Here is a 23711-nt window from a genome sequence, read left to right on the forward strand (position 1 = left end):
TCGATACGACTTAGTACATAGTACATTCTCTCAGAGATTCTATTTTTTAACTTAGTTGTTTTCTAGATTGAGCCTGAATCCATAAATTAAATAGTAAAACGATAATCAATAATATTGTCGCGATTACCATAATATTATGCAACCCTTCATACATAATCTGTCGCATTGCTGGTAATAATTTTTCAGGAAGACTTGAAACACGCTTCGAATCACTTAGCTTGTTTAACATCTCCATCGTAATTTTACCATGAGACTGATTAACTCCTTTTAACAACGCACTGTTAAGGATAACCCCATAAATTGATGACATAAATGTTTGGCTTAAAATACGTAATAAGTAGGCAAATGAAGTTGCGATTGGGACATCTCGACCCTCCGCATCCTCTTGAACACTCAGTTGTAGGACATTAAAACACATTCCTAAACCGAACCCTTCAAAAGCACCCATTAGTAATAAATACCAGAATGGGACTGTCACACCTACAACTAACATCCCAGCAAACGAAATAATAAAGCTAATGGTTCCGATTGTAATAATCCGGTATTTCCCCAATCGAGGAATCATTGATGGACCGGACAACGAACCAAATAAATTAGTCATTGCACCAGGAATTTGTGTTGCCCCACCAATCAATGCACTCATTCCAAGTATTCCTTGTGCCCACATTGGAATATAGATGTTAAATGAGATAAATGCTCCCCATAAAAAGGCAAATATGATAAAATCAACAATCAGTTTCTTATTTTTAAATAATCGATTGGGAATAATCGGATCAACGGCCCTATCCTCAACTCTATACAAAATACCGAGTAAGATAATTCCAGCAATAATTAACCCAACGACTAAATTAATTGACCCAACACCAATCATTTGAATACCTGTTAATAAGGTCACTAAGCTGACAATCATCATTCCAGCACCCAAGTAATCGATATTCCCCTTTTGACGTTTTTTAACTTCTTCTTTGAAGAAAAATTGGATTGAAATAATTGATATTAATGCTATTGGTACATTGATATAGAAGACCCAATGCCAACTAAACGTATCAACGATCCAGCCACCAACTAAAGGTCCAATAATTGATGCAATACTGTAACTAGCTGTTGCATAACCAATAACTTGTGAGCGTTTCTTAATATTTTTATAAATATCAGCATAAATAATAAACGGAATTGTATTCATCCCACCTGCACCAATACCCATAACTACTCTAGCAACTAAGAAAAAGACAATATTACTTGATGTTGCTTGAAAAACCGCACCGATTGCAAATAAAAAAGTTGCTAACTGATATGCACCACGGTTACCAATTCGTTCGCCTAATTTACTCCAAAGAGGTGTGGCAACTGCCATCCCCAACAAGAAAACTGCAACAATCCATCCCATATATTGGATACCATGCAAATCACTGACGATTGATGGTAATGCAGTATTAATAATCGTTCCATCAAGACCTGCCATTGCGTTAGATAACAGCAATGCAATAGTCACGATGATTAAATTCTTTTTATTCATAAATTCTCCCTCTTATACGACTAAATTTAAAATTACTTATTTTTATCATCCACCTTTAAGCAAGCTCTAGGTCAAGGGAAAATATGAAAATCTACTGATATCCTAAAATTACGTTACTTAAAGTATTGAAAGGTCCTTATTTATGATAGGGGCTCCCTGCATTAATCATAAATCCACGGTAAACTTGTTCAGTCAAAATCATCCGCATTAATTGATGCGGTAAGGTAAATTTACCAAACGAGATTTGTGTGTCGGCGCGTCTTAAAACGTCCTCGCTTAGTCCTAATGACCCCCCAATAACGAAGGTTATGTCTGAATGCCCATAAGTTCCAAGATCAGCAATCTCTTTAGCAAAATCTTCCGACGTACGTTCCTTACCTAAAATGGCTAAAGCATAAACATACTCTTTTTCTTTAATCTTACTAAGGATACGTTCGCCCTCTTTACCTTTAACATCAATCATTTCTGCTGAACTTAATTTTTCCGGTGCCTTTTCATCATTTACTTCAATAATTTCAAATTTACAAAACTTACTTAACCGTTTTGCATACTCTTCAATTCCTTGTTTGAGATATTTTTCTTTTAATTTACCTACACCAATAATCTTAATGTTCATAATTTCCACCTTTTTCACAAGTTATACACAAAGTTACGCACATATCCACAATTTGGACCACAACATATTGCGGGGAATATGTGTTCGTCACTACATTTATTTGTTGCCCATTTGTCAACACCATATTAGTTATGCACAGATTTTGCGTTATTTATCATTCCTTAATTATACGCTTTACACATTGGTATAACAGTCTTTTTTTATTTTAAAATATCAAATAAATAAAAGTTAGTCACAGGCCATTCAATTAATTGTGCATAACTATTTTGTTTAGAAAGTCCCTTCATACTGCCCTTTCCCTCTGTTACTCACACCCACCTTAATATCTATCCACTTAGTTATACACAATATCTATTTAAAATAAAAAAATAATCGTAAATTAAGTTATTTACGATTATTTCATATTTGTTTATTGAGCTGATGATGCTGATTTACTTGTTGAGCTTGTTCCTGTATTTGCATCTGTTGCTTCTAAGGTTAATTTGATATTAGCCTGTTTCAACTTACCATCATGATAGAATTCAACAGCCACTGTATCACCAATTTTATGTTCATATAAAACTTCTCGTAAGCTTGAGATATCAGTAACTTTCTTATCACCTAGCTTAACGATAACATCATATTTACCTATACCAGCATTTTTAGCAGGTGAATCACTATTTATTTTAACAGCAACAATCCCTGAAGAAACACTTTTTGGTAATTTTAAGACACTCTTTTGATCACTTGCTGAGACGTAATCTAAATCGATTAATGAAATACCAATTGCAGGACGTTTAACTTTTCCATTATCAACTAATTGATTAATGATTGATACAACCTCATTACTTGGAATAGCAAATCCCATTCCTTCGACAGAAGTTGATGATGAACTAGAACTAGTAGAGCCTGTTGCTGTACTTGCTAGTTTCATCGAATTAATACCGATAACTTGGCCAGAAGTATTAATTAAAGCCCCACCTGAGTTTCCAGGATTAATGGCAGCGTCAGTTTGAATAACTGTTGCTTGGCCCGTTTTAACACCCGAATCATTGGTAACATCAATCGTACGTTTCTTAGCTGATATGATTCCTTGCGTTAATGATGTCGCATAATCAGATCCAAGTGGAGAACCGATAGCCAATGCTGTTTCACCAACAGTGATACTATCAGAATCACCAAATGTGGCGATTTGAGTCACATCTTTAGCTGATATTTTTAAAACAGCTAAATCAGTAATTGAATCTTTACCAACAATTTTGGCACTTAATTTTTTACCATTACTCAATAAAACTTCAACTTTACTTGCACCAGAGATAACATGATTATTAGTTACGACATAAGCACTACCATCTGATTTTTTATAAATGACACCAGAACCTTCACTTGATGCTGTTTCTGTTGTCGCAGAGGAATCGCCTGCTGCACCAAACATATCCGTTAAGCTGTTACTTGAACCACTTGACTTTGTATATGAAATAACTGAAACAACCGCATTTTTAACTTTAGCAAATGCTTTTGATGATTCATTACTTGATTTAACACTTACATTTGTTACTTTAGTTGTACCTGATTTATTTGAGGATGTTGTAACTGCGCCATTATCACTATCATTATTTTGGTAAAATGTATATCCACCAAATGCAATTCCGCCACCAACTAATCCTGCAATAAGCGCTGTAACAACTGTTTTACCTAAGCCTGTTCTATTTTCATTTGACATTTTTATATACGCGACACATTTGTCGCTGCCCCCTTAAACGTAATCTTTTACTCTTTTAAGAATAACGGTTAATTGTGAACTATTTATGAATAAATTTTGAAAAAATTGTTCTTATAAAACAACCAGCTTTGTAGCATTTTCCGGATCTGTATCGAAAATGTTAAAATCACCACCAACTGCTAAATCATGTTCTTTCATCGTTGATTCAACCGTTAGATGGGCTAATTCTTTCATATTATTATCCTTACTAAGATGGCCTAAAAAAATTCGTTTTGTCCGATTACCCATAACATTCATAAGTGCATCAGCACCATCCTCATTTGATAAATGACCTTTATCACCTAAAATGCGCTGTTTTAATGACCATGGATAGCCGCCCATCCGTAACATTTCAATATCATGGTTACACTCAAACAAGTAAGCATCTGCATCGGAAATTGTCCCTTGAACGTTCTCTGAGACATAACCTGTATCCGTTAAAATAACAAATGACTTATTGTTATGATGAAATTGGTAGAATTGCGGTGCCGCTGCATCATGAGAGACACCAAAACTCTCAACATCTAAGTCGTCGAATGTAATTACTTTCCCCATCTCAAAAATTTGCTTCTTCTCAACGGGAATTTTACCAATCGTATGAGCCATGGCTTCCCATGTTAATTCATTTGCATAAACGTTCATGTCATACTTACGGGCTAAAATACCAGCAGCCTTTGCATGATCCGTATGTTCATGTGTTACAAATAACGTGTCGACATCGTTAATATCTCGACCAATATCTGTCATTAGGCTCGCAATTTTTTTACCACTTAAACCAGCATCTACAAGGACCTTGTGCTTAGGCGTTTCAATATACGTGACATTTCCCGCACTACCGCTTGCAAGAACACTAATCTTCATATCGTCTGTTCCTTCATCCATTACTTGCCTGCGCCTCTATCCTTTTAATCTTCATTTAATTTAAAATATCAGTGCTATCCTTCATAATCGCTCCTGAAAATGAATTAACTTGCTTGTATTGTGTCACACCATTACTTGGATTCTTAACAGCTACTATCCAAACTGGAATATAGACGCTATATTTTTTATCCAAACTGAGCAACTCAGCATATCCTAACTTAGACCATTTAACCTTACTTTTACTTGCAAATTGATTATATTGATACAATATCAGTATTGCTTGTTGTTGACTAATAATTGACTCATTTTCACGTAATTTTTCTGTATTTGCCATATACGTTTGTGAATAGCCACTAATTTTATTATTTTGAATTGTAAATTTAATTAGTCCAACATTTGAGTAAACCATTTTATCGTAAACAACCTGCGAATACACGACACTTGTCTCTGTTGAAAGACTACTGTTATAGCGATAATTATCTCCATGTAGAATTAAAGTATTATCACTCATAATTGTCTTATCAATTGTTTTATTTGGACTTTCACTATCTGTGATATTAATTGGTGTCCCAAAAATACTAGATAATTTATTGTCTTTATATGTTGTAACTTGGGATTGCAGCTGTTTAGCATCATTCTTTAATACATCAGATGCTTTATTAGACATATATACACCAGTCTCTTTTTTATTTGAGATACTGCCGTATTTAATGTCATCTTCTCGCATCTCTTTAAGCGTTGTACCGGTTTTTGTTGTCCCAGGTGATGATCGACTCGAAATTTCAATTTGTTGATTTTGTCGTAATGAGGTGAATAAAAAGATATTTAAACCAAGAAAAACAATAATAAAAATAATTTGAATTCGTCTAAAATCCAATTAATTCACCTCCCTAATCTGTTTGTAGTAATTCAGTATAACTTTTCCATTTATCTTGATATCGGATATACCAAGTGGGTTCTAGGTTGACTACCAAATCTGAATCAGAACTTGATACCCAACGATAACCTAATTGAATATCTGAAATATCCGCATCTTTATACCCTGCCGTAACCAAGCTACTTAACACTTCTTCTGTACTTGGTAACGTAACATCTGCTTTTCCAGATGGAACAGCAATTTGTAACGTCAATAATGAAAAATCAATTTTATTTCCACCATTATCTAGTCGCTCAACTTCAATCACACCGTGTTTGGTTTGATTAAAAATCGGAAATCCTTCAATATAACTTCTGAATGTTGTTGTCATAGACTTACCATTAAATTGGTAGAAGTGAATATTATCTAATCCGATACCTGTATTTTTAATACTCGTATAACTTTCAGTTAAAGCATTACCACGACTCGTTTTTTGTTTCGCATCTGAATTTTCATCATCTTCATATGAAACCAAATTTGTCGTATTTTGAACCGTTAATTGTCGATCAGAACCATCATAGTAAGTTATTGTCTTTTTACTTTCTTTAACGTTGACCGATGAACCATCTTTTTGTCCTAATAGATTAGCAACATACTTACTAGCCGTTTGCTTATCCACTAAATACCTAAAACGAGCTATATTAAAATCTTGATTATAATACATAAAAATATCATTATTATGCAGTTTAAATGTAACTGATAATTTCGATAACGTTTCATTTTGTACAACATCATCAATTGTTTTACCTTTATTATAGGCATCATTTAACGAAATCTCATAAATTTTTTTATCCTTGTCACTCAACAGATAAATACTTTTCTTATTATCACGCGGAATAAGAACACGGTTAATAAGTCGTGTTTTATAATTTTGATTTTGCTGATTAAATACTTGATTAAATAACCCAACCGTAATTTCATCTGAGTAACTAAGAACCAATTGATTTTTTGCATTTAAAAACGTTAAATAATCATTTTTATTTTTAATCGGAACTTCTGATATAGACGTTTCTTTCCAAGTACGTATCTTTTTTTGAATATTTGAAATGATATTAATTTTTTCACTATATAAAACATTTTGTTGCTGATTATCATTATAAATAACAGACGTTGGTGCATATACTTCGCTCAATTTAGTACTCTTTGTTAACTCTGTCTGCGTTGAATTTGTAGCTTTCGTCGATTCACTTTTACCATTCCATGTCGGATTTGTCCAAATGACCCATGATAAACCGATACTTGTCATAATTAATAAAAATAATAGTGTTGGTAAAATAAATCTATTCAATTTCATCCCACAGGTCCTCCTCATATGATTCATAAGGCAATGAAATATAGAATGTTGAACCCTTGCCTTCCGAGCTATCTAACCAAATTTTACCTTTATGCATTTCGACAACCTCTTTTGAGATAGCTAGGCCTAATCCAGTTCCACCTTGAGCTCTCGATCTAGCTTTATCCACACGGAAAAAGCGATCAAAAATATGCGCTAAATCTTTTTTAGGTACACCAAGGCCCTCATCAGAGATACTCAAAATAACGTGCTTATGTGTCTCCAATAAACGACAAGTTATTTCTCCACCATCAGGTGAATATTTAATGGCATTATTCATAATATTATCAATGACTTGCACAATTTTATCAGTATCTAATTCAACCCATAAATCACGTTTAGTAAAATCACGTTTAATCGAATACTTTTTGCCTGACCCATCGTCAGCATTAATCATCATATCGAATCTATCCAGAACATAACTATACAGTTCATTCAAGTTAACTAATTCAAGTTCTAACTTAGATGTTCCTGAATCCATTCGTGACAAATTTAGTAAGTCATTAATCATACGCATCATACGTTCTGTTTCATTCTGTGTAACTTTCAAGAAACCTGGTGCAACTTCTGGATCTTTCCATGCACCATCGTTTAATGCCTCAATATAACTCTTCATACTCGTCAAAGGCGTTCTTAATTCATGAGAAACATTAGAAACAAAGCTTTCACGTTCACGTTCTATCTTTTGTTGTTCTGTGACATCATGAAGTACACAGACAAGACCACTAATAAAGCCAGATTCTCTTTGTATTAATGAAAAATAAGCATTCAAAATTTGTTCATGTTCTACATCAGATAAATCAATCATAATTTCATCTTGATTTTCTAACAAATCACGTAAAGTATACTGACTACGTAAATCAAGAATATCCAAAATTGATACTCCTATTGAGTCATTTTCATTTTGATCTAATAAGGTAGAGGCCGCTTCATTCATAATGATAATATTTCCGCGACGATCCGTCGCAATTACACCATCTGTCATGTGCGATAGAACACTATCTAAACGACGACGTTCAGCTTCAGATGATTCTTGTGCCTCTTCAACACGAACAGATAAGTTATTAACCGCATCTGCTAATTGTCCTAGTTCATCATTAGAATAGACACGAACTTTTCCGGAGTAATCTCCGCGAGAAATTCGAATCGTTTGCTTTTTCATCTCATCAATCGGACGAGTTATTGCCCGGGAAATAACTATCGTTATCAAAAGGACTAAAACAGCTGCAAAAAATGACGCGGTCACGAAAATAACCGTGATATCGTTAATATTTGAGTATAAGCTTTCCAGATTGGCCTTAACGTATGTAACCCCAACTGTCGTTGTTACATTTCCTGCTGTACTAACTAGTGGCACAATTGAAACATAGTAGCGCTTATCGCTAGATTCATCATAAATCTTCTTTTCAAATGTTTTAGGTGTATATAACACTTGCTTAATTGTTGCATCTGTCGTTTTTTGTCCCACAACAGTTTGATTATTAAAATCACTACTCCCGCGAATTGTGCCCTTACTATCAATCACTCGAATTTCTGTGATACTTGAATTACTAACATCTTCCAATATTTTTTTGATATCTCTATCACCAGCAGCTGTATCTGTTTTTGCTAAATCCTTCGTAATCGAATTAGTAACATATATAGGTAACTGGACTTGTTGCTTAAAGGTATCTAAGTTTTGCTGTTCTAATTGCCTAACAAAATAAGCCCCGACAATTTCCAACGTTATTAAAATTAATAACGCAAAAATGAGGGCTATTTTAAATTGAATAGATTTAAAAAAACGAATTTTTTGATTCATTTTCATCGTTATTCCCCTACTCTATTCTAAATCTGGATTTTTCATATAGTATCCAACACCACGACGTGTTACCAACCACTCTGGATGGCTTGGATTATCTTCAACTTTTTCTCTTAAACGACGCATTGTAACATCAACCGTTCTGACATCACCGAAGTAATCATAACCCCATACCGTCTGTAGTAAATGTTCTCTAGTCATAACTTGTCCTAGATGTTGTGCTAAATAATGTAATAATTCAAATTCACGATGTGTTAATTCAATTTTTTCATCATATTTTGAAACCATATATGCTTCAGGATGAATGGTTAATTGTCCAACTTGTATTTCACTATTTTGTGGTTGTTCTTCTGTTTGAACACTCTCAATTGTTTTTTGTCTTCTTAAATTAGCTTTAACTCTGGCCACTAGTTCACGGTTAGAGAAAGGTTTTGTTACATAATCATCTGCACCTAATTCTAGACCTAAGACCTTATCGATTTCTCCATCTTTAGCTGTAACCATAATGATTGGCATATCGTAAGTTTTTCTAACTTGACGAGCAACTTCTAAACCATCCACTTTTGGTAACATTAAATCTAATAAAATTAAATCCGGTTCAACTTCTTTAACTTTTTCTAAGGCTTCTTCACCATCGTAAGCTGTATAAACGTCGTATCCTTCTTTAGTTAAATTAAATTTAACGATATCAGAAATTGGTTTTTCATCGTCGACAACTAATATTTTTTTCATATGTGGATCCTCCTTATAGGAAGCTGTAAAATTAAATCTAGATACAACTTCTTAACCCTCCATTATTATAGCCTATTCAATCATCATTGCCAAACACAGTGATTAAATTTACCCAAATCCTTTTTCGAAAAGTTATTGTCTTTTATTAGTATATATGATAATATATTTAACGTTGATGAATTATTATTAATGGTTTGGGTGGTTAGCTCAGTTGGTAGAGCAACGGACTCTTAATCCGTGGGTCTAGGGTTCGAGCCCCTAACCACCCATGGGTGCCAAACCCAACATATCGCAAGATATGTTGAAGCATCTAGCTGCGGCTAGGTGCTTTTTTTGTGTTCTCATTTACTTATTGATGTTTCACGTGAAACAAAAAAAGAGAAACCCTATCGGATTTCTCTTAACTAGATTTAAATCTTATTATTTGTTCAACGCTATTTAACCCGGTCATCATCTTTATTTACTACCTGAGAGGTCGTTTTTTTAACGGCATCTACCCCATCTGTTGTTTTTTCTTTAATAGTACTACCTGCATCAGATACACGATCTTGTAAACTTGTTTGTGAATCATCAAATTCTTTTGGTGTTTGAATGTCTACTACTTCAACATTCAACTCAATTAAAGCTAAATCTGTTGTTTCCTTTACTTGTTTATTAATAACTTCCGTTAACTGTTTATAAATATCATGTGCATTGTGCCCATATGCCATAATAATATTTAAATCAACCGCAACTTGTTCCTTGCCAACCTCAACGCCGATGCCATCTGTTGGATTATCACTATTTACAAGTTTATTTTTAATATTTGCGACAAATCCACCATCCACACCCAAGAGACCAGATACATTTTCAATTGCATAACCGACTATTTTTTGAATAACCTTGTCATCAAATGTCAATGTCCCCTTTGGTTCAGTCTTTGTTCCCTGCGTATTTGTTTTTTCTGTAGTCATAATTAAGACTCCTTTCGATTTTTAAAATAATCAATTTTTCCGCGTGAAAATTTTTGAAATAAATGACAGATCAATATCATATTCTTTAAATAGATAACCAATCCATCCTGCTAACAGTGTCACAATCATAATGATAATCGTCTTCCAAAATCCTACAGTTACAAGTAACGAGGATATGATAAATCCTAGAGCACTACCAACTCCAATATTAATTGACATTTTATCTTTCATTTATGCACACTCCCTCTTAAACTACCCGTGTAACTTTACGTTTTGAATTTGATTTTTTACTTACCTTAATATCTACTTTGATAGGAATATGACTAGATCCAGCTAATAGATCATTGAGATTCTCAGTTAATTCACTCGTAATACGAGGTAATTGTCCAACTGTAGACTGTTGGTAAACTGAATCTGCAACAATATGGATCTTTCGCTGACGTCGTGTATTCTTCAACGTAACTTTAATATTAGATAAGTCTTCACTAGACAACTTTGTCTTGATAAATTGGCTAATACCCTGGTTACTTAAAGCAAGTCTTCCTTCTTTAGTTTGCTTCAAAGGAATATCTGGTAGTTGCGCAGGCCACAAAAGTATTAACAAAAATATGAAGACTGTTAATAGCAATAACACAATCCCATAATAGAAGATAAAATCGTTACTCTGAAAATTTGTACTAACGTTAAAATGTTCAAGCATTTTAGTTATTTTCTCAATTATTTCTGGCCAAATCAGCAAGCTAAGCCCAATCAAGTATCCGAGGCTGACTATACTCAGAATAATTTTTTTACTCTTCTTCATAAACATACCTCTCTCTTGACTTGATTTACTTCCTTGCTTTTATACCAAATATAGCTGAAACAATTAAAACTAAAATTATCGCACCAATGATAGAAGGGATAATTGCCATTCCTGCCAAGCTAGGTCCCCAATGACCAAGGACACTTTGACCAAGAGCTGACCCAACTAGTCCAGCGATGATGTTACTTATCCATCCCATCGACTCACCGCGATTAGTAATCGCCCCTGCAACAGCACCAATAATAGCACCTACAATTAATGACCAAATCATAATATGTTCCTCCTTTGTTTATATTAAATAGTTATTTATTATATTAACTATTCGTTATATGTAATATACCATTATTTGAAATCGCTTGCAAATGAAACGATTTTATTACGCTCAATCTATGAAACTTAATGAATCTCTTTCCCAGGTACTTAAACTTATATACACCAAAAAATAAAGATAAATAACTATCTTTGTTTTCCTCGTTGCTTAATTAATCACATAAAGTTAAACAAAATAAGATCTATGAATATCTGAGTGAATAAGATGAACTGATAGGTACTATACTCACAAGATAAGCCTATTATTTATCTAACTTCGGCTAATAAAAAGAAATAAAAAAAACTCGCACTGCTTATTGTAAGCAGTGCGAGAACCCAATGAAATTACTATTTCTTTTTACGTTTGTCCATAACTTCATCTATTTTTTCTGCAACATCATCTTTGACATCTTCTAATTTATCTTTCGCTTTACCAAGGAAACCTTCCGCTTTACCTTTAACTTCTTCTTGCTTGTCTCCTGTCAATTTACCTTTAGTTTCTGTTACTTTACCCTTAATTTGATCTTTCTTTGCATCTAATCTATCTTCATTTGTCATCATGTTTCCTCCTCATAATATATTTGTCTACATACCGATAGTAACATCCAAAGAAAGCGTATGCAACATATTCGACTTATCAAATATATAAGTTATATAAATTTTTAAGCTCTAATTAATTAAGGTTATTTATCTACTTAGTTATTGATTAAATAAAAAAAAATCAAAGTATTAACTTTGACTTTTCTCACATTACTATCAACCTATTACTTATTTATGCCCAAACATCATCTAAAACATTTGTTTGATCACGATCGGGTCCAACTGAGAATGTTGAAATTTTAACATCAACGATTTCTTCAATACGTCTAATATAATTTCTAGCATTTTCAGGTAATTCTGCAAGAGTTTTCATTTGAGTAATATCTTCAGTCCAACCAGGTAATGTTTCATATACTGGTTTACATTGAGATAATTCTTTAAAACTAGCTGGATAACGATGAATAATTTCACCATTTAATTCGTATGCTGTACAAATTTTAACTTCTTTTAATCCAGTTAAAACATCAATACTGTTTAAACATAAGTTAGTCAATCCTGAAACACGTTTGGAATGATTCATAACAACACTATCAAACCAGCCAATACGACGTGGACGTTTTGTTGTTACACCATATTCATGTCCAACTTCACGGATAGTATCACCGATTTCATCTAATAGTTCAGTTGGAAAAGGACCATCCCCTACACGTGATGTATAGGCTTTGCAGACACCAACAACTGTATTTATTTGAGCAGGTCCAACACCAACACCGACTGTTGCGCCACCTGCAATTGGATTTGAAGAAGTTACAAATGGGTACGTTCCATGATCAATATCTAACATAACACCTTGTGCACCTTCAAATAAGACTTTCTTACCAGAATCTAGTGCATCATTAATAATAACTGACGTGTCCATTACGTATCGTTTCAAACGTTGGCCATAGGCAAAATATTCTTCAAAAATATCATCAAATTCAAGTGGTTCATGATCATATAATTTTGTAAATTCACGATTTTTTTGTTCTAAATTATTTTTTAATTTTGCTGAGAAAGTTTCTTTTTCCATTAAATCAGCAATTCTAATACCAATTCTAGCAGCTTTATCCATATAAGCTGGTCCAATACCTTTATTAGTCGTCCCAATCTTATCTTCTTTTTTAGCAGCTTCTTGTAAGCCATCAAGTAGAATATGGTATGGCAAAATAACATGAGCGCGGTCAGAAATACGTAAATTATCTCCTTTAACGCCGAGTTTTTGTAGATAATCAAGTTCTTCACATAAAGCTTTAGGATTCACAACAACCCCATTACCAATGATACTTAATTTATCTTGAAAGAAAATACCTGATGGAATCAAATGTAATTTGTAAGTGTTGCCTTCAAATACAATTGTGTGTCCGGCGTTATCGCCACCTTGATACCGTGCAATAACATCGGCATTTTGACTTAAGAAATCTGTAATTTTACCTTTTCCTTCATCGCCCCATTGGCTACCTACTACAACTACTGATGACATATTTTCATCCACCTCATAATTTATATTTTAAATTCATAAATACAATCCTAGAATATTATAGCAATAAAGCAGTTCAAATACAACTAAAATACGAACGTTTGTATTTTATATAAACATTTATCAACTATATAACGAACGTTTCTCTTTTTATTCAAAAAAAATATCCCACTAAGGAATATTTTCTAGCCTTCTGGTCTATAGGCAAGTGACGAGAATTTATTATATGATTTAACAAATAATAATTTAACTGTACCTCGTTCGCCACCACGGTTTTTTTCAATAATAACTTCAACTTCACCAACATTTTGGTCATCTTCATCCCTTGGATCAGGTAGATTCCCGTCTTCATCTTCATCAGTATCGCGTTCATAATAATCATCTCGATACAAAAATGCAACAATATCTGCATCTTGTTCAATAGAACCAGATTCACGAATATCTGATAACACTGGTCGTTTATCTTGGCGTTGTTCAACACCACGGGATAATTGAGACAATGCAATAACTGGAACACTTAATTCTTTCGCTAATTTCTTCATTTGACGAGAAATTTCTGAGACTTCTTGTTGTCGACTTTCGCGTCCTGAACCTTCAATCAACTGTAAATAATCAACAACGATTAACCCTAGTCCACCTTTTTCCTTCGCTAATCGACGGCATTTTGCCCGAATTTCAGCCATCTTTGACCCAGCAGTGTCATCAATAAAGATATTAGCCTTTGATAATGAATTCATTGCCACAATCAAATTTGACCATTCTGATTCGTCTAATTGTCCCGTTCGTAAGTGATTCGCATTAATACTACCTTCAGCACATAACATACGACTAACTAATGATTCTGCTGACATTTCTAAACTAAAAATAGCGACAGTTTCATCAGTTTTAGTTGCTACGTTTTGAGCAATATTCAACGCAAAAGCTGTTTTACCAACAGCCGGACGAGCAGCTAAAATGATTAACTCATCTGGATGTAACCCGGCAGTCATTTTATCCAACTCTGGATAACCTGTCGACAATCCAGTAATTGTATCGCCTTCTTTAGCTAACTTTTCAATATTTGTAAATGTACTTTTTAATACATCAGCGATAGCTTGAAAACCACTACTATTTCTTTTTTCAGATACGCTCATAATTTCACGTTCAGCATTATCTAAAAGCGTTGCAACATCATCATCTTGTGATAAACCCTTAGTTGCAATAGATGTCGCTGTCGCAATTAAGCGTCGAATCATTGATTTTTCTTCAACAATTTTAGCATAATACTGAACGTTCGCAGCCGTTGGTACAGAGCCAGCTAATTCAACAATATAGCTAACACCGCCAATATCATCCATTTGATTTTTAGAAGTTAAATTATCTTGAATCGTAACAATATCAATAGCTTCATCTTTATCATTCAGATCCACCATAGCCGCAAATATCAATTGATGGCGACGTTGATAGAAGTCTTCGGGCTCCAAGTATTCCATTGCCTCAACAAGAGCATCACTCTTTAAAAAGACAGCGCCCAAAACGGCTTGTTCCGCTTCAATATTCTGTGGTGGCGTTTGGTCTGTTAATAGTTCATTATTCATTTTATCGTGTTCTCCTTACTTCTAAAATCAAGAAAAAAGCTGGACAAAATCAAATTTTGCCAGCTTTTCAAATAAATACTACTTTAGTTATTAGCCGAAACATGAACACGAATCATTGCTGTTACATCAACATGTAACTTAACAGGTACATTCGTGAATCCTAAGGCACGAATTGGTTCTGGTAGTTCAACTTTACGTTTGTCGATTTTAATTCCGTATTGTTTTTCCATAGCTTGTACAATTTGCTTGCTAGGAATTGAGCCAAATAAACGGCCATCTTCGCCCGCTTTAGCTGTTAATTCAACAACTGTCTTATCATCTTCTAAAACGATTTTTTCATCTTTAGCTTCTTTTAAAATTTCTTCAGCTTTTTTTTCTTCAGCTTTTTGTTGTCCCTTTAAAGAACTCATTGCTGAATTTGTAGCTAATTTTGCTTTACCATTTTTAATTAAAAAATTTTGAGCATAGCCGCTTGGTACTTCTTTAATTTCTCCACGTTTACCTTTTCCGCGAACATCTTCTAAAAATATAACTTTCATAATCAACTACTCCTTAATTTCATCTTTTTTTGTCGTTAAAATATTAACTAATTGTTCTGCAGCTTCACTTACACTCACACCAGTTAACTGAGTCGCAGCATTTGATAAGTGACCGCCGCCGCCCATTTGTTCCATAACAACTTGAACATTAGTCGTCCCTGTACTTCTAGCAGAGATACTAACACGATTTTCTGATCGTTTTGTGACAACAAATGACGCTGATACACTTGAAATAGATAATAATGAATCTGCTGCCTGTGCTGCTGTAACTGGGTCATAAATCGTATCATCTTCACCCACACATAATGCTAAATCAGTATTAATGAACTCTACTTTATCAATTAAATGATTACGCTTCAAGTAACTATCAACATTTTCTTTCATAAAGTTTTGAACCATTGTTGAATCAGCCCCAACGGACCTTAAATAACTGGCTGCATCAAATGTTCGTGTACCCGTCCTTAATGAAAACGACTTCGTATCAATAATAATTCCCGTTAACATCGCAGTTGCTTCAATTTTATTAATTGGTTCACTATCTTTTGATTGATATTCAAACATTTCAGTAATCAGTTCACAGGTTGATGATGCATAAGGTTCAATATAAACTAACATTGGATTTTCAGGGAATTCTTCTCCACGACGATGATGATCAATAACCATCAGACGATTTTTAAGTTTTTCATACAATTCAGGACTACCAGAAATAGAGGGTTTAGAATGATCAACCATCACCAGTAAACTCTGTTCTGTTGCTTTTTCTACTGCTTCTTCAGGTGTAATAATATTATATTTGATATCAGGATATTGATCTAACTCTTCCATCAATCGTTGTACATCTGAATGAATAGCGGTTTGATCTAAAACAATCCAACATTTCATATTATTCATCAAAGCGATTCGTCTAATGCCCAAACAAGCTCCTACAGAGTCCATATCTGGGCTCTGATGTCCCATAACGAAGACTTGGTCCATTGGTTTCATTATTTCTTGTAACGCTTGAGAAATCATTCTAGCACGAACCCGAGTCCGTTTTTCCATCGGATTAGTTTTACCACCATAAAATCTTGCTTGCTCTTCAGGTGATTTAACGACAACTTGATCCCCACCTCGACCTAAAGCAAGATCTAAATTGCTTTGAGCTAATTTTGCAAGTGAATTCAAATCGCCATCGCCATAGGCAATTCCCATGCTCAATGTGAGCGGAAAGTTTTGTTTGGATGTCCGATCGCGAATTCGATCTAAAATTTTAAATTTTTCTTCTTCAATTTGTTGTAAAGAATGGGCATGAACTAAAATAAAAAATCGATCTGAATCCGTTCTTTTTAAATACATCCCATAACGACGCGCCCAATTAGATAACTCATTTGTGACAAAGTTACTTAAATTAGAAACATTCTTATCTGACATAGATTGCGTTACTTCATCATAATTATCTAAGAACACTTGACCGATAACAACGCGCTCTGCTTCAAATTCTTTTTCAATTGATGAATAACGCGTAATATCCATCAGGTAAGCAACATGAATATCATTTTGTATGATCATTTCAAAATCTTTTTCATGCCATGTTACTTTCACCAAGCCTTTAGTCTCAGCGTTATCTGTAATAATCGTCGATAACGATTCATCGACGCTCTCTATTTTCTTACCTAAAATATCATTTTTTTCAAAATAAGGTTGTAAGTATGGATTAACCCACTCAATCTCATTTTGTTCGTTAAAAATCAAAATACCAATTGGCATTTTGATAAGCGCTTCTTGTTCACTACGTTTAATACGATATGATAATTCCGATATATATTCATTAGTATTTGCCGTAATTTGGGACATAATATACATACTTGCGCTGGTAGCACCCAACGCAATAATTAACAATATAAGTCCTAAAAATAAATTAACTGTAAAAGACAGAACAACACTAAATAAAGACATAATTACGATAAAAATCGCAATCCATCTTAAGCGTTCATTCTTCAAAAAACTGGGAAGTTTCTCGTTTGAAAGGAACTTTTTCATAGTATCTCCTCATCTGTAAATCCTAGATGTTATCTATTTTATCACATTCCCCATTTACCTGCACAAATCTTGCTGATAGTACAAAAAAAGGGAAGACTATTTGCATAGTCTTCCCTAGATATTACTATTCTTCTGAAACGAATGGTAATAAGCCCATAATACGTGAGCGTTTAATTGCAATTGTTAAACTGCGTTGGTTTTTAGCGCTTGTTCCCGTAACACGACGAGGTAAAATCTTACCACGTTCTGAAATGAAACGTTTTAACAAGTCTGTATCTTTATAATCGATATAATCGATGTGGTTAGCTGCGATGAAGTCAACTTTACGTCGACGACGTGCGCCACCGCCACCACCTCTACGTTGTTGTTGTTGTGCCATGTGAGTTTCCTCCTCTAATTAGAATGGTAGGTCGTCATCAGAAATATCAATTTGTTGGCCATTATTTGCAAATGGATCAACTGTTGCTGAATCATTAGATTGCGTTGTGTTTGAATTATTATTCGAACTTGCGCCACCAAATGGGTTAGCATTGTTATTTGATGATGAACTTGATTGAGGAGCGCTGCTTTGATTATTAGCGTTACCTTGTTGTTGGCTTGATTGAGATTTTGATTCAAGCAACGAAAAGTTTTCTACGACAACTTCAGTAACATACACGCGAGTTCCTTGTTGATTATCATATGAACGCGTTTGAATTCGTCCATCGACACCAATTAAAGAACCTTTATGCGTAAAGTTAGCGAAGTTCTCGGCTGCTTTTCGCCAGATAACACAGTTAATAAAATCGGCTTCACGTTCGCCAGAAGCGTTCGTGAATTGTCGATTAACTGCAACTGTAAAAGTTGCAACTGCAGCACCACTAGCTGTGTAGCGTAAATCAGGGTCTCTTGTTAAACGTCCGACAAGTACTGTTCTATTAATCATAATGTATTGCTCCTCTCCGTTATTTTATTAAAATGAATTATTTTTCATCTCTGTTAATGATCATATGACGCAAGATTCCTTCATTAATCTTTGAAAGACGATCAAATTCGTTAATTGCGATATCGTCATCGGCTGTAGCATTAATGATATGGTAGATACCTTCATTATAACCGCTGATTTCGTATGCAAGACGACGTTTTGACCAGTCTTTTGAAGTAACGATTTCTGCACCATTACTTGTTAAAATACCATCGAAACGTTCGATCAAAGCTGCTTTAGCTGCTTCATCAAGATCGGTACGGATGATATAAGTAATTTCATATTTACTCATGACTGTTTACACCTCCTTATGGACTTTAGGTCCTTACCTCGTGGCAAGAACAAGGAAAGTTATCTATTTAATGCCATAGACACTTACGAACTAAAATTATATCACTGCCATTCACTTAAAGCAAGAAAATCCTAATTAACTACACACTTATTAAGTACGCCGTTAATTAGGATTTTATTTTATTTTTTTAATTTAGTTTATTCTAAGTCATTTGTTTCACTTTCAACGTCTGATACAACTGCATCTAAAATAGTAGTTGTTTCTTCAGGAGTAGCTTCAACTTTTGCCATTGTTGCAACTTTAGCATTCTCATCAATTCGAATTAAATGAACTCCTAAAGTAGCACGGCCCGTTTTTGACACGTTCTTCACATTAAAGCGAATCATAACACCTTGATCCGTAATTAACATGATATCTTCATCACCTTGAACGGTTGCTAACCCAGCAATTGGTCCATTCTTTTCAGAAATGTTAGCTGTCTTAATTCCTTTTCCACCACGGCCTTTAATTGCATAAGCCGAAGCGGGTGTTTGCTTACCGTATCCTTTTTCAGAAATGATAAATACGTGACTATCAGCAGCTAATAAATCAGCTCCTACAACGTAATCATCTTCTCTTAACCGAATACCACGAACACCAGAAGCAGAACGACCCATTGAACGAACATCATTTTCAGCAAATGATACTGCGTAACCTCGATGCGTTCCAATAATCATATTCTGCGTGCCATCTGTGATAGCAACGTTAATTAATTCATCTTCATCATGCAATTTAATCGCTTTTAAACCATTATTTCGTATGTTAGAAAATTCTGACACCGGTGTTCTCTTAACTGTTCCGTTAAGCGTCGTAAAGAAAAGATAACGTTCATCATTTTCTTGCTTGCTTACGTTGATAACAGCTTGGATTTTCTCACCAGAATTAACCCCTAAAAGATTAATGACAGGAATTCCTTTAGCTGTGCGTCCATATTCAGGAATTTCATACCCCTTCATACGGTACACTTTACCAGCATTCGTGAAGAATAGTAGGGTATCATGCGTTGATGTCGACACAAGATGTTCAATAAAGTCATCATCATGAACACCCATACCTTGAACGCCACGGCCACCACGGTTTTGTGCTTTGAATTCATCAGTTGCAAGACGTTTTACATAACCGTTATGCGTTAATGTAATCATAACTTCTTCTTCTTCAATCAAATCTTCATCTTCAAGATTCAATACTTCGCCAATTAATAATTCAGTACGACGTTCATCACCAAATTTAGCTTGTAAATCTAACAATTCTTGATAAATAATATCATGAATACGTGAGTCATGAGCCAAAATATCTTCAAAATCAGCGATTGATGCCATTAAATTTTGATATTCTTCTTCAATTTTTTCACGTTCTAAACCAGTTAAACGAACTAATCGCATATCTAAAATAGCTTGAGCTTGTTTATCTGATAAACCATAATTACCCATCAATTGATTTTTAGCAAGTTCACCCGTATTTGAGCTACGGATAATTCTAATAATTTCATCAATATGATCGAGTGCAATTCTTAAACCTTCAAGGATATGTGCGCGAGCACGTGCCTTTTTCAATTCAAATTGCGTACGACGACGGATAACTTTTTCTTGATGTTCAAGGTAATAAACAAGCATTTCCTTTAAACTTAGAACTTTTGGAATACCATTAACGATTGCTAGCATATTAAAACTGAAAGATGTTTGTAATAACGTTAATTTATAAAGGTTATTCAACACAACTGAAGCACTCATATCACGACGAATATCGATCACAATTCGTAATCCTTCACGATCAGACTCATCATTAATATCAGTGATACCTTCAATTTTTTTATCACGAGCTAAATCAGCAATACGTTCAATTAAACGTGCTTTATTAACCATGTAAGGAAGTTCATCAACGATAATACGTTCTTTACCATTCTTTTGTTCTTCAATTTCAACTTTTGAACGAATTGTTATTGTTCCCTTACCTGTTTCGTAAGCTTTACGAATACCAGATTTACCTAGAACAGTAGCCCCAGTTGGAAAATCAGGACCAGGGATAGCCTCCATCAAATCAGCCACAGTTGCATCAGGATTATCCATCAAAATATGTAATCCAGAAATAACTTCTGACAAATTATGTGGCGGAATATTCGTTGTCATACCAACGGCAATACCTGTTGCACCATTAACTAATAAGTTAGGAAAACGCGCAGGTAAAACAACTGGTTCATGTTCACTGCCATCGTAATTATCCATGAAATCAATGGTATCTTTATTGATATCACGCATCATTTCAACAGCTATTTTACTCATTCTAGCTTCAGTATAACGCATAGCAGCAGCGCCATCACCATCGACAGAACCAAAGTTACCATGCCCATCAACTAACATGTAACGGTAACTAAAGTCTTGGGCCATACGAACCATCGCTTCATAAATCGATGAATCACCATGAGGATGGTACTTACCCATAACATCCCCAACAATTCTAGCTGATTTTTTGTATGGTTTATCAGGCGTAATCCCTAATTCACTCATCCCGTATAAAATACGACGATGGACAGGTTTCAACCCATCTCGAACATCAGGAAGTGCACGAGCAACAATAACGCTCATAGCATAATCCAAGAATGATTTTTTCATTTCTCCGGAAAGATTAACATCTTTTATCCGGCTTGTAGCTGGTAATTCTTCTGCCAAAATTTTCAACCTCCTTTACGACTAAGTTTTTAAATATCTAAGTTTTCTACGTAAGTGGCATTTTTTTCAATAAATTCACGTCTAGGTTCTACACGATCACCCATTAACATATTAAAGACATCATTAGCTTCAATGGCATCGTCGACGTTAACACGTAATAAACGACGAGCATCTGGATCCATAGTTGTTTCCCACAATTGAGAAGCATCCATTTCTCCAAGACCTTTATATCGTTGAATAACGGGTTTTGGTGTTGGTGCCAATTGCCCTTGAATTTCTTCTAATTCTTCTTCAGTATCGACATAACGAATCATCTTACCTTGTCTAATTTGATATAAAGGTGGTTGCGCAATATACACGAATCCTGCTTCAACAAGTGGACGCATGTAACGATAGAACAGTGTTAATAATAACGTTCTAATATGGGCACCATCGACATCAGCATCAGTCATAATAATTAATTTATGATAATTAGCTTTTTCAACATTAAATTCGCCACCAAAACCTGTTCCCATAGCTGTAAATAATGAACGAATTTCTTCATTGGCTAAAATTTTATCTAAACTTGCTTTTTCAACATTCAAAATCTTACCACGAATCGGTAAGATAGCTTGTGTTAACCGTGAACGACCCTGTTTAGCTGAACCGCCGGCTGAATCACCTTCGACGATAAATAATTCACTAATTGCAGGATCTTTACTTGTATTATCAGCTAACTTACCGGGTAAGTTACTGATTTCAAGCCCACTTTTTTTACGTGTTACTTCACGAGCATGTTTAGCAGCTACTCGAGCTCTAGCAGCTAATAAGCCTTTTTCTACAATAATTTTAGCTTCTTTAGGATTTTCCATTAAAAACTTAGTAAAATGTTCAGAGAAAGTACGATCAGTAACCGTACGCGCATCTGAATTACCTAATTTTGTTTTTGTTTGACCTTCAAATTGAGGATCTGGATGTTTAATACTGACAACAGCCGTCAATCCTTCACGAACATCTTCACCAGAAAGATTAGCATCATTTTCTTTCATAAGATTATTTTTACGAGCGTAATCATTTATAACCCGGGTTAAGGCTGTCTTAAAACCAGATTCATGAGTACCACCCTCATAAGTATGAATATTATTTGTGAAAGTTAATAAATTACTATGATAATCATCTGTATATTGGAGGGCAACTTCAACAATAATCCCTTTTTGTTCACCTTCAACATAGATAGGTTCTGGGAAAATAACATCTTTATTTTTATTTAAGTATTCAACATAATGCTTAATACCACCGGCATAATGGAATTCTTGTAATCCGGGTCCACCATCACGTTTATCATCAATCGTAATTTTAAGGCCTTTATTCAAGAATGCTAATTCACGAATTCGCGTTGTTAATACTTTAATATCATAGACAGTTGTTTCCGTAAAAATATCAGAATCCGGTACAAAATGAACAATCGTTGCATGTTCATTTTCAGGTGCTTCACCTACAACTGACATCTCTGTTTTAACTTTACCGCGAGCAAAGTCCATACCGTAGACTTTACCTTCACGAATAACCTGAACATCTAGCTCAGTTGATAATGCATTAACAACTGAAGCACCAACTCCATGAAGTCCACCAGAAACTTTATAACCACCACCGCCAAATTTACCCCCAGCATGTAAAATTGTAAAAACGGTTTCAAGCGCTGGACGGCCTGTTTTTGCTTGGATATCAACAGGGATACCACGTCCATTATCACGAACTGTTATACTGTTGTCTTTTTCGACAACAACATTAATTTCATCGGCAAAACCAGCCAATGCTTCATCGATACCATTATCAATAATTTCCCAAACTAAGTGATGAAGACCTTGTGAAGCCGTTGTTCCAATATACATACCGGGACGTTTTCTAACAGCTTCAAGTCCTTCTAAAACTTGAATTTGGCTCGCATCATATTCTTTTGCTTTTTCTTCATGTAATTCTTCTGCTATTTCAGCTTGTTT

At 34.5% G+C, this 23711-nt stretch carries 22 protein-coding genes and 1 tRNA gene; 1 reads left to right on the forward strand and 22 read right to left on the reverse strand.

Annotation, left to right across the window (positions count from 1 at the left end; genetic code table 11):
- Positions 1–46: 46 nt before the first annotated feature.
- The 8 genes from AC1RPT_RS00230 to yycF all read right to left on the reverse strand — a co-directional run bounded on the left by AC1RPT_RS00230 (position 47) and on the right by yycF (position 9516).
- On the reverse strand, positions 47–1516 hold the full coding sequence (locus AC1RPT_RS00230; protein WP_409021866.1) for an MFS transporter: 1470 nt from the start codon (positions 1514–1516) through the stop codon (positions 47–49).
- 136 nt (positions 1517–1652) lie between these two features.
- The gene (gene rlmH / locus AC1RPT_RS00235) at positions 1653–2132 is read right to left on the reverse strand and encodes a 23S rRNA (pseudouridine(1915)-N(3))-methyltransferase RlmH (RefSeq protein ID WP_481761097.1); all 480 of its coding nucleotides are present in this window, start codon (positions 2130–2132) and stop codon (positions 1653–1655) included.
- Between the two features lie 409 nt (positions 2133–2541).
- A complete protein-coding gene (locus tag AC1RPT_RS00240; RefSeq protein WP_481761096.1) occupies positions 2542–3834 on the reverse strand; it encodes a S1C family serine protease in 1293 nt (430 codons plus the stop codon).
- A gap of 111 nt (positions 3835–3945) precedes the next feature.
- Positions 3946–4755, reverse strand: a complete 810-nt coding sequence (locus AC1RPT_RS00245; protein ID WP_481761095.1) for an MBL fold metallo-hydrolase — start codon at positions 4753–4755, stop codon at positions 3946–3948.
- 34 nt (positions 4756–4789) lie between these two features.
- A complete protein-coding gene (locus tag AC1RPT_RS00250; protein WP_481761094.1) occupies positions 4790–5611 on the reverse strand; it encodes a two-component system regulatory protein YycI in 822 nt (273 codons plus the stop codon).
- A 13-nt stretch (positions 5612–5624) separates the two neighbouring features.
- On the reverse strand, positions 5625–6944 hold the full coding sequence (locus AC1RPT_RS00255) for a YycH family regulatory protein (RefSeq protein ID WP_481761093.1): 1320 nt from the start codon (positions 6942–6944) through the stop codon (positions 5625–5627).
- Positions 6931–8784: a cell wall metabolism sensor histidine kinase WalK gene (gene walK / locus AC1RPT_RS00260; RefSeq protein WP_481761148.1), complete on the reverse strand. Its 1854-nt coding sequence runs from the start codon at positions 8782–8784 to the stop codon at positions 6931–6933. The genes AC1RPT_RS00255 and walK overlap by 14 nt, the downstream gene beginning before the upstream one ends.
- A gap of 21 nt (positions 8785–8805) precedes the next feature.
- On the reverse strand, positions 8806–9516 hold the full coding sequence (gene yycF / locus AC1RPT_RS00265) for a response regulator YycF (protein ID WP_409021860.1): 711 nt from the start codon (positions 9514–9516) through the stop codon (positions 8806–8808).
- 196 nt (positions 9517–9712) lie between these two features.
- Here yycF and AC1RPT_RS00270 point away from each other — a divergent pair.
- Positions 9713–9785: transfer RNA gene (locus AC1RPT_RS00270), tRNA-Lys, on the forward strand.
- Between the two features lie 165 nt (positions 9786–9950).
- Here AC1RPT_RS00270 and AC1RPT_RS00275 read toward each other — a convergent pair.
- The 14 genes from AC1RPT_RS00275 to gyrB all read right to left on the reverse strand — a co-directional run bounded on the left by AC1RPT_RS00275 (position 9951) and on the right by gyrB (position 23699).
- Positions 9951–10469, reverse strand: coding sequence for an Asp23/Gls24 family envelope stress response protein (locus AC1RPT_RS00275; RefSeq protein WP_481761092.1), 519 nt, complete (start codon positions 10467–10469; stop codon positions 9951–9953).
- A gap of 30 nt (positions 10470–10499) precedes the next feature.
- Positions 10500–10700, reverse strand: coding sequence for a DUF2273 domain-containing protein (locus tag AC1RPT_RS00280; protein WP_409021858.1), 201 nt, complete (start codon positions 10698–10700; stop codon positions 10500–10502).
- Positions 10701–10716: 16 nt separating this feature from the next.
- Positions 10717–11271 carry an alkaline shock response membrane anchor protein AmaP gene (gene amaP / locus AC1RPT_RS00285; RefSeq protein ID WP_481761091.1) on the reverse strand — a complete coding sequence of 185 codons (555 nt, stop codon included), beginning with the start codon at positions 11269–11271 and terminating at the stop codon, positions 10717–10719.
- 25 nt (positions 11272–11296) lie between these two features.
- A complete protein-coding gene (locus tag AC1RPT_RS00290) occupies positions 11297–11542 on the reverse strand; it encodes a GlsB/YeaQ/YmgE family stress response membrane protein (RefSeq protein ID WP_409021856.1) in 246 nt (81 codons plus the stop codon).
- 386 nt (positions 11543–11928) lie between these two features.
- On the reverse strand, positions 11929–12138 hold the full coding sequence (locus tag AC1RPT_RS00295; RefSeq protein WP_409022828.1) for a CsbD family protein: 210 nt from the start codon (positions 12136–12138) through the stop codon (positions 11929–11931).
- A 214-nt stretch (positions 12139–12352) separates the two neighbouring features.
- Positions 12353–13639 (reverse strand): adenylosuccinate synthase, encoded by a 1287-nt coding sequence (locus tag AC1RPT_RS00300; protein ID WP_481761090.1) that lies wholly within the window; start codon positions 13637–13639, stop codon positions 12353–12355.
- 182 nt (positions 13640–13821) lie between these two features.
- On the reverse strand, positions 13822–15213 hold the full coding sequence (dnaB, locus tag AC1RPT_RS00305; protein ID WP_481761089.1) for a replicative DNA helicase: 1392 nt from the start codon (positions 15211–15213) through the stop codon (positions 13822–13824).
- A gap of 83 nt (positions 15214–15296) precedes the next feature.
- Positions 15297–15752, reverse strand: coding sequence for a 50S ribosomal protein L9 (gene rplI / locus AC1RPT_RS00310; protein WP_481761088.1), 456 nt, complete (start codon positions 15750–15752; stop codon positions 15297–15299).
- Positions 15753–15758: 6 nt separating this feature from the next.
- Entirely contained in the window at positions 15759–17771 is a 2013-nt protein-coding gene (locus tag AC1RPT_RS00315; protein WP_481761087.1) for a DHH family phosphoesterase, read from the reverse strand.
- Between the two features lie 124 nt (positions 17772–17895).
- On the reverse strand, positions 17896–18150 hold the full coding sequence (rpsR, locus tag AC1RPT_RS00320; protein ID WP_057974148.1) for a 30S ribosomal protein S18: 255 nt from the start codon (positions 18148–18150) through the stop codon (positions 17896–17898).
- 18 nt (positions 18151–18168) lie between these two features.
- Positions 18169–18696 carry a single-stranded DNA-binding protein gene (gene ssb / locus AC1RPT_RS00325; RefSeq protein WP_409021851.1) on the reverse strand — a complete coding sequence of 176 codons (528 nt, stop codon included), beginning with the start codon at positions 18694–18696 and terminating at the stop codon, positions 18169–18171.
- A 37-nt stretch (positions 18697–18733) separates the two neighbouring features.
- Positions 18734–19027, reverse strand: coding sequence for a 30S ribosomal protein S6 (rpsF, locus tag AC1RPT_RS00330; protein ID WP_409021850.1), 294 nt, complete (start codon positions 19025–19027; stop codon positions 18734–18736).
- A gap of 197 nt (positions 19028–19224) precedes the next feature.
- Positions 19225–21675 carry a DNA gyrase subunit A gene (gene gyrA, locus AC1RPT_RS00335; protein WP_481761147.1) on the reverse strand — a complete coding sequence of 817 codons (2451 nt, stop codon included), beginning with the start codon at positions 21673–21675 and terminating at the stop codon, positions 19225–19227.
- Between the two features lie 86 nt (positions 21676–21761).
- Positions 21762–23699: a DNA topoisomerase (ATP-hydrolyzing) subunit B gene (gyrB, locus tag AC1RPT_RS00340; protein WP_481761146.1), complete on the reverse strand. Its 1938-nt coding sequence runs from the start codon at positions 23697–23699 to the stop codon at positions 21762–21764.
- Positions 23700–23711: the final 12 nt, after the last annotated feature.

The organism is Dellaglioa sp. CoH-56-MRSF-11, from assembly GCF_056782135.1.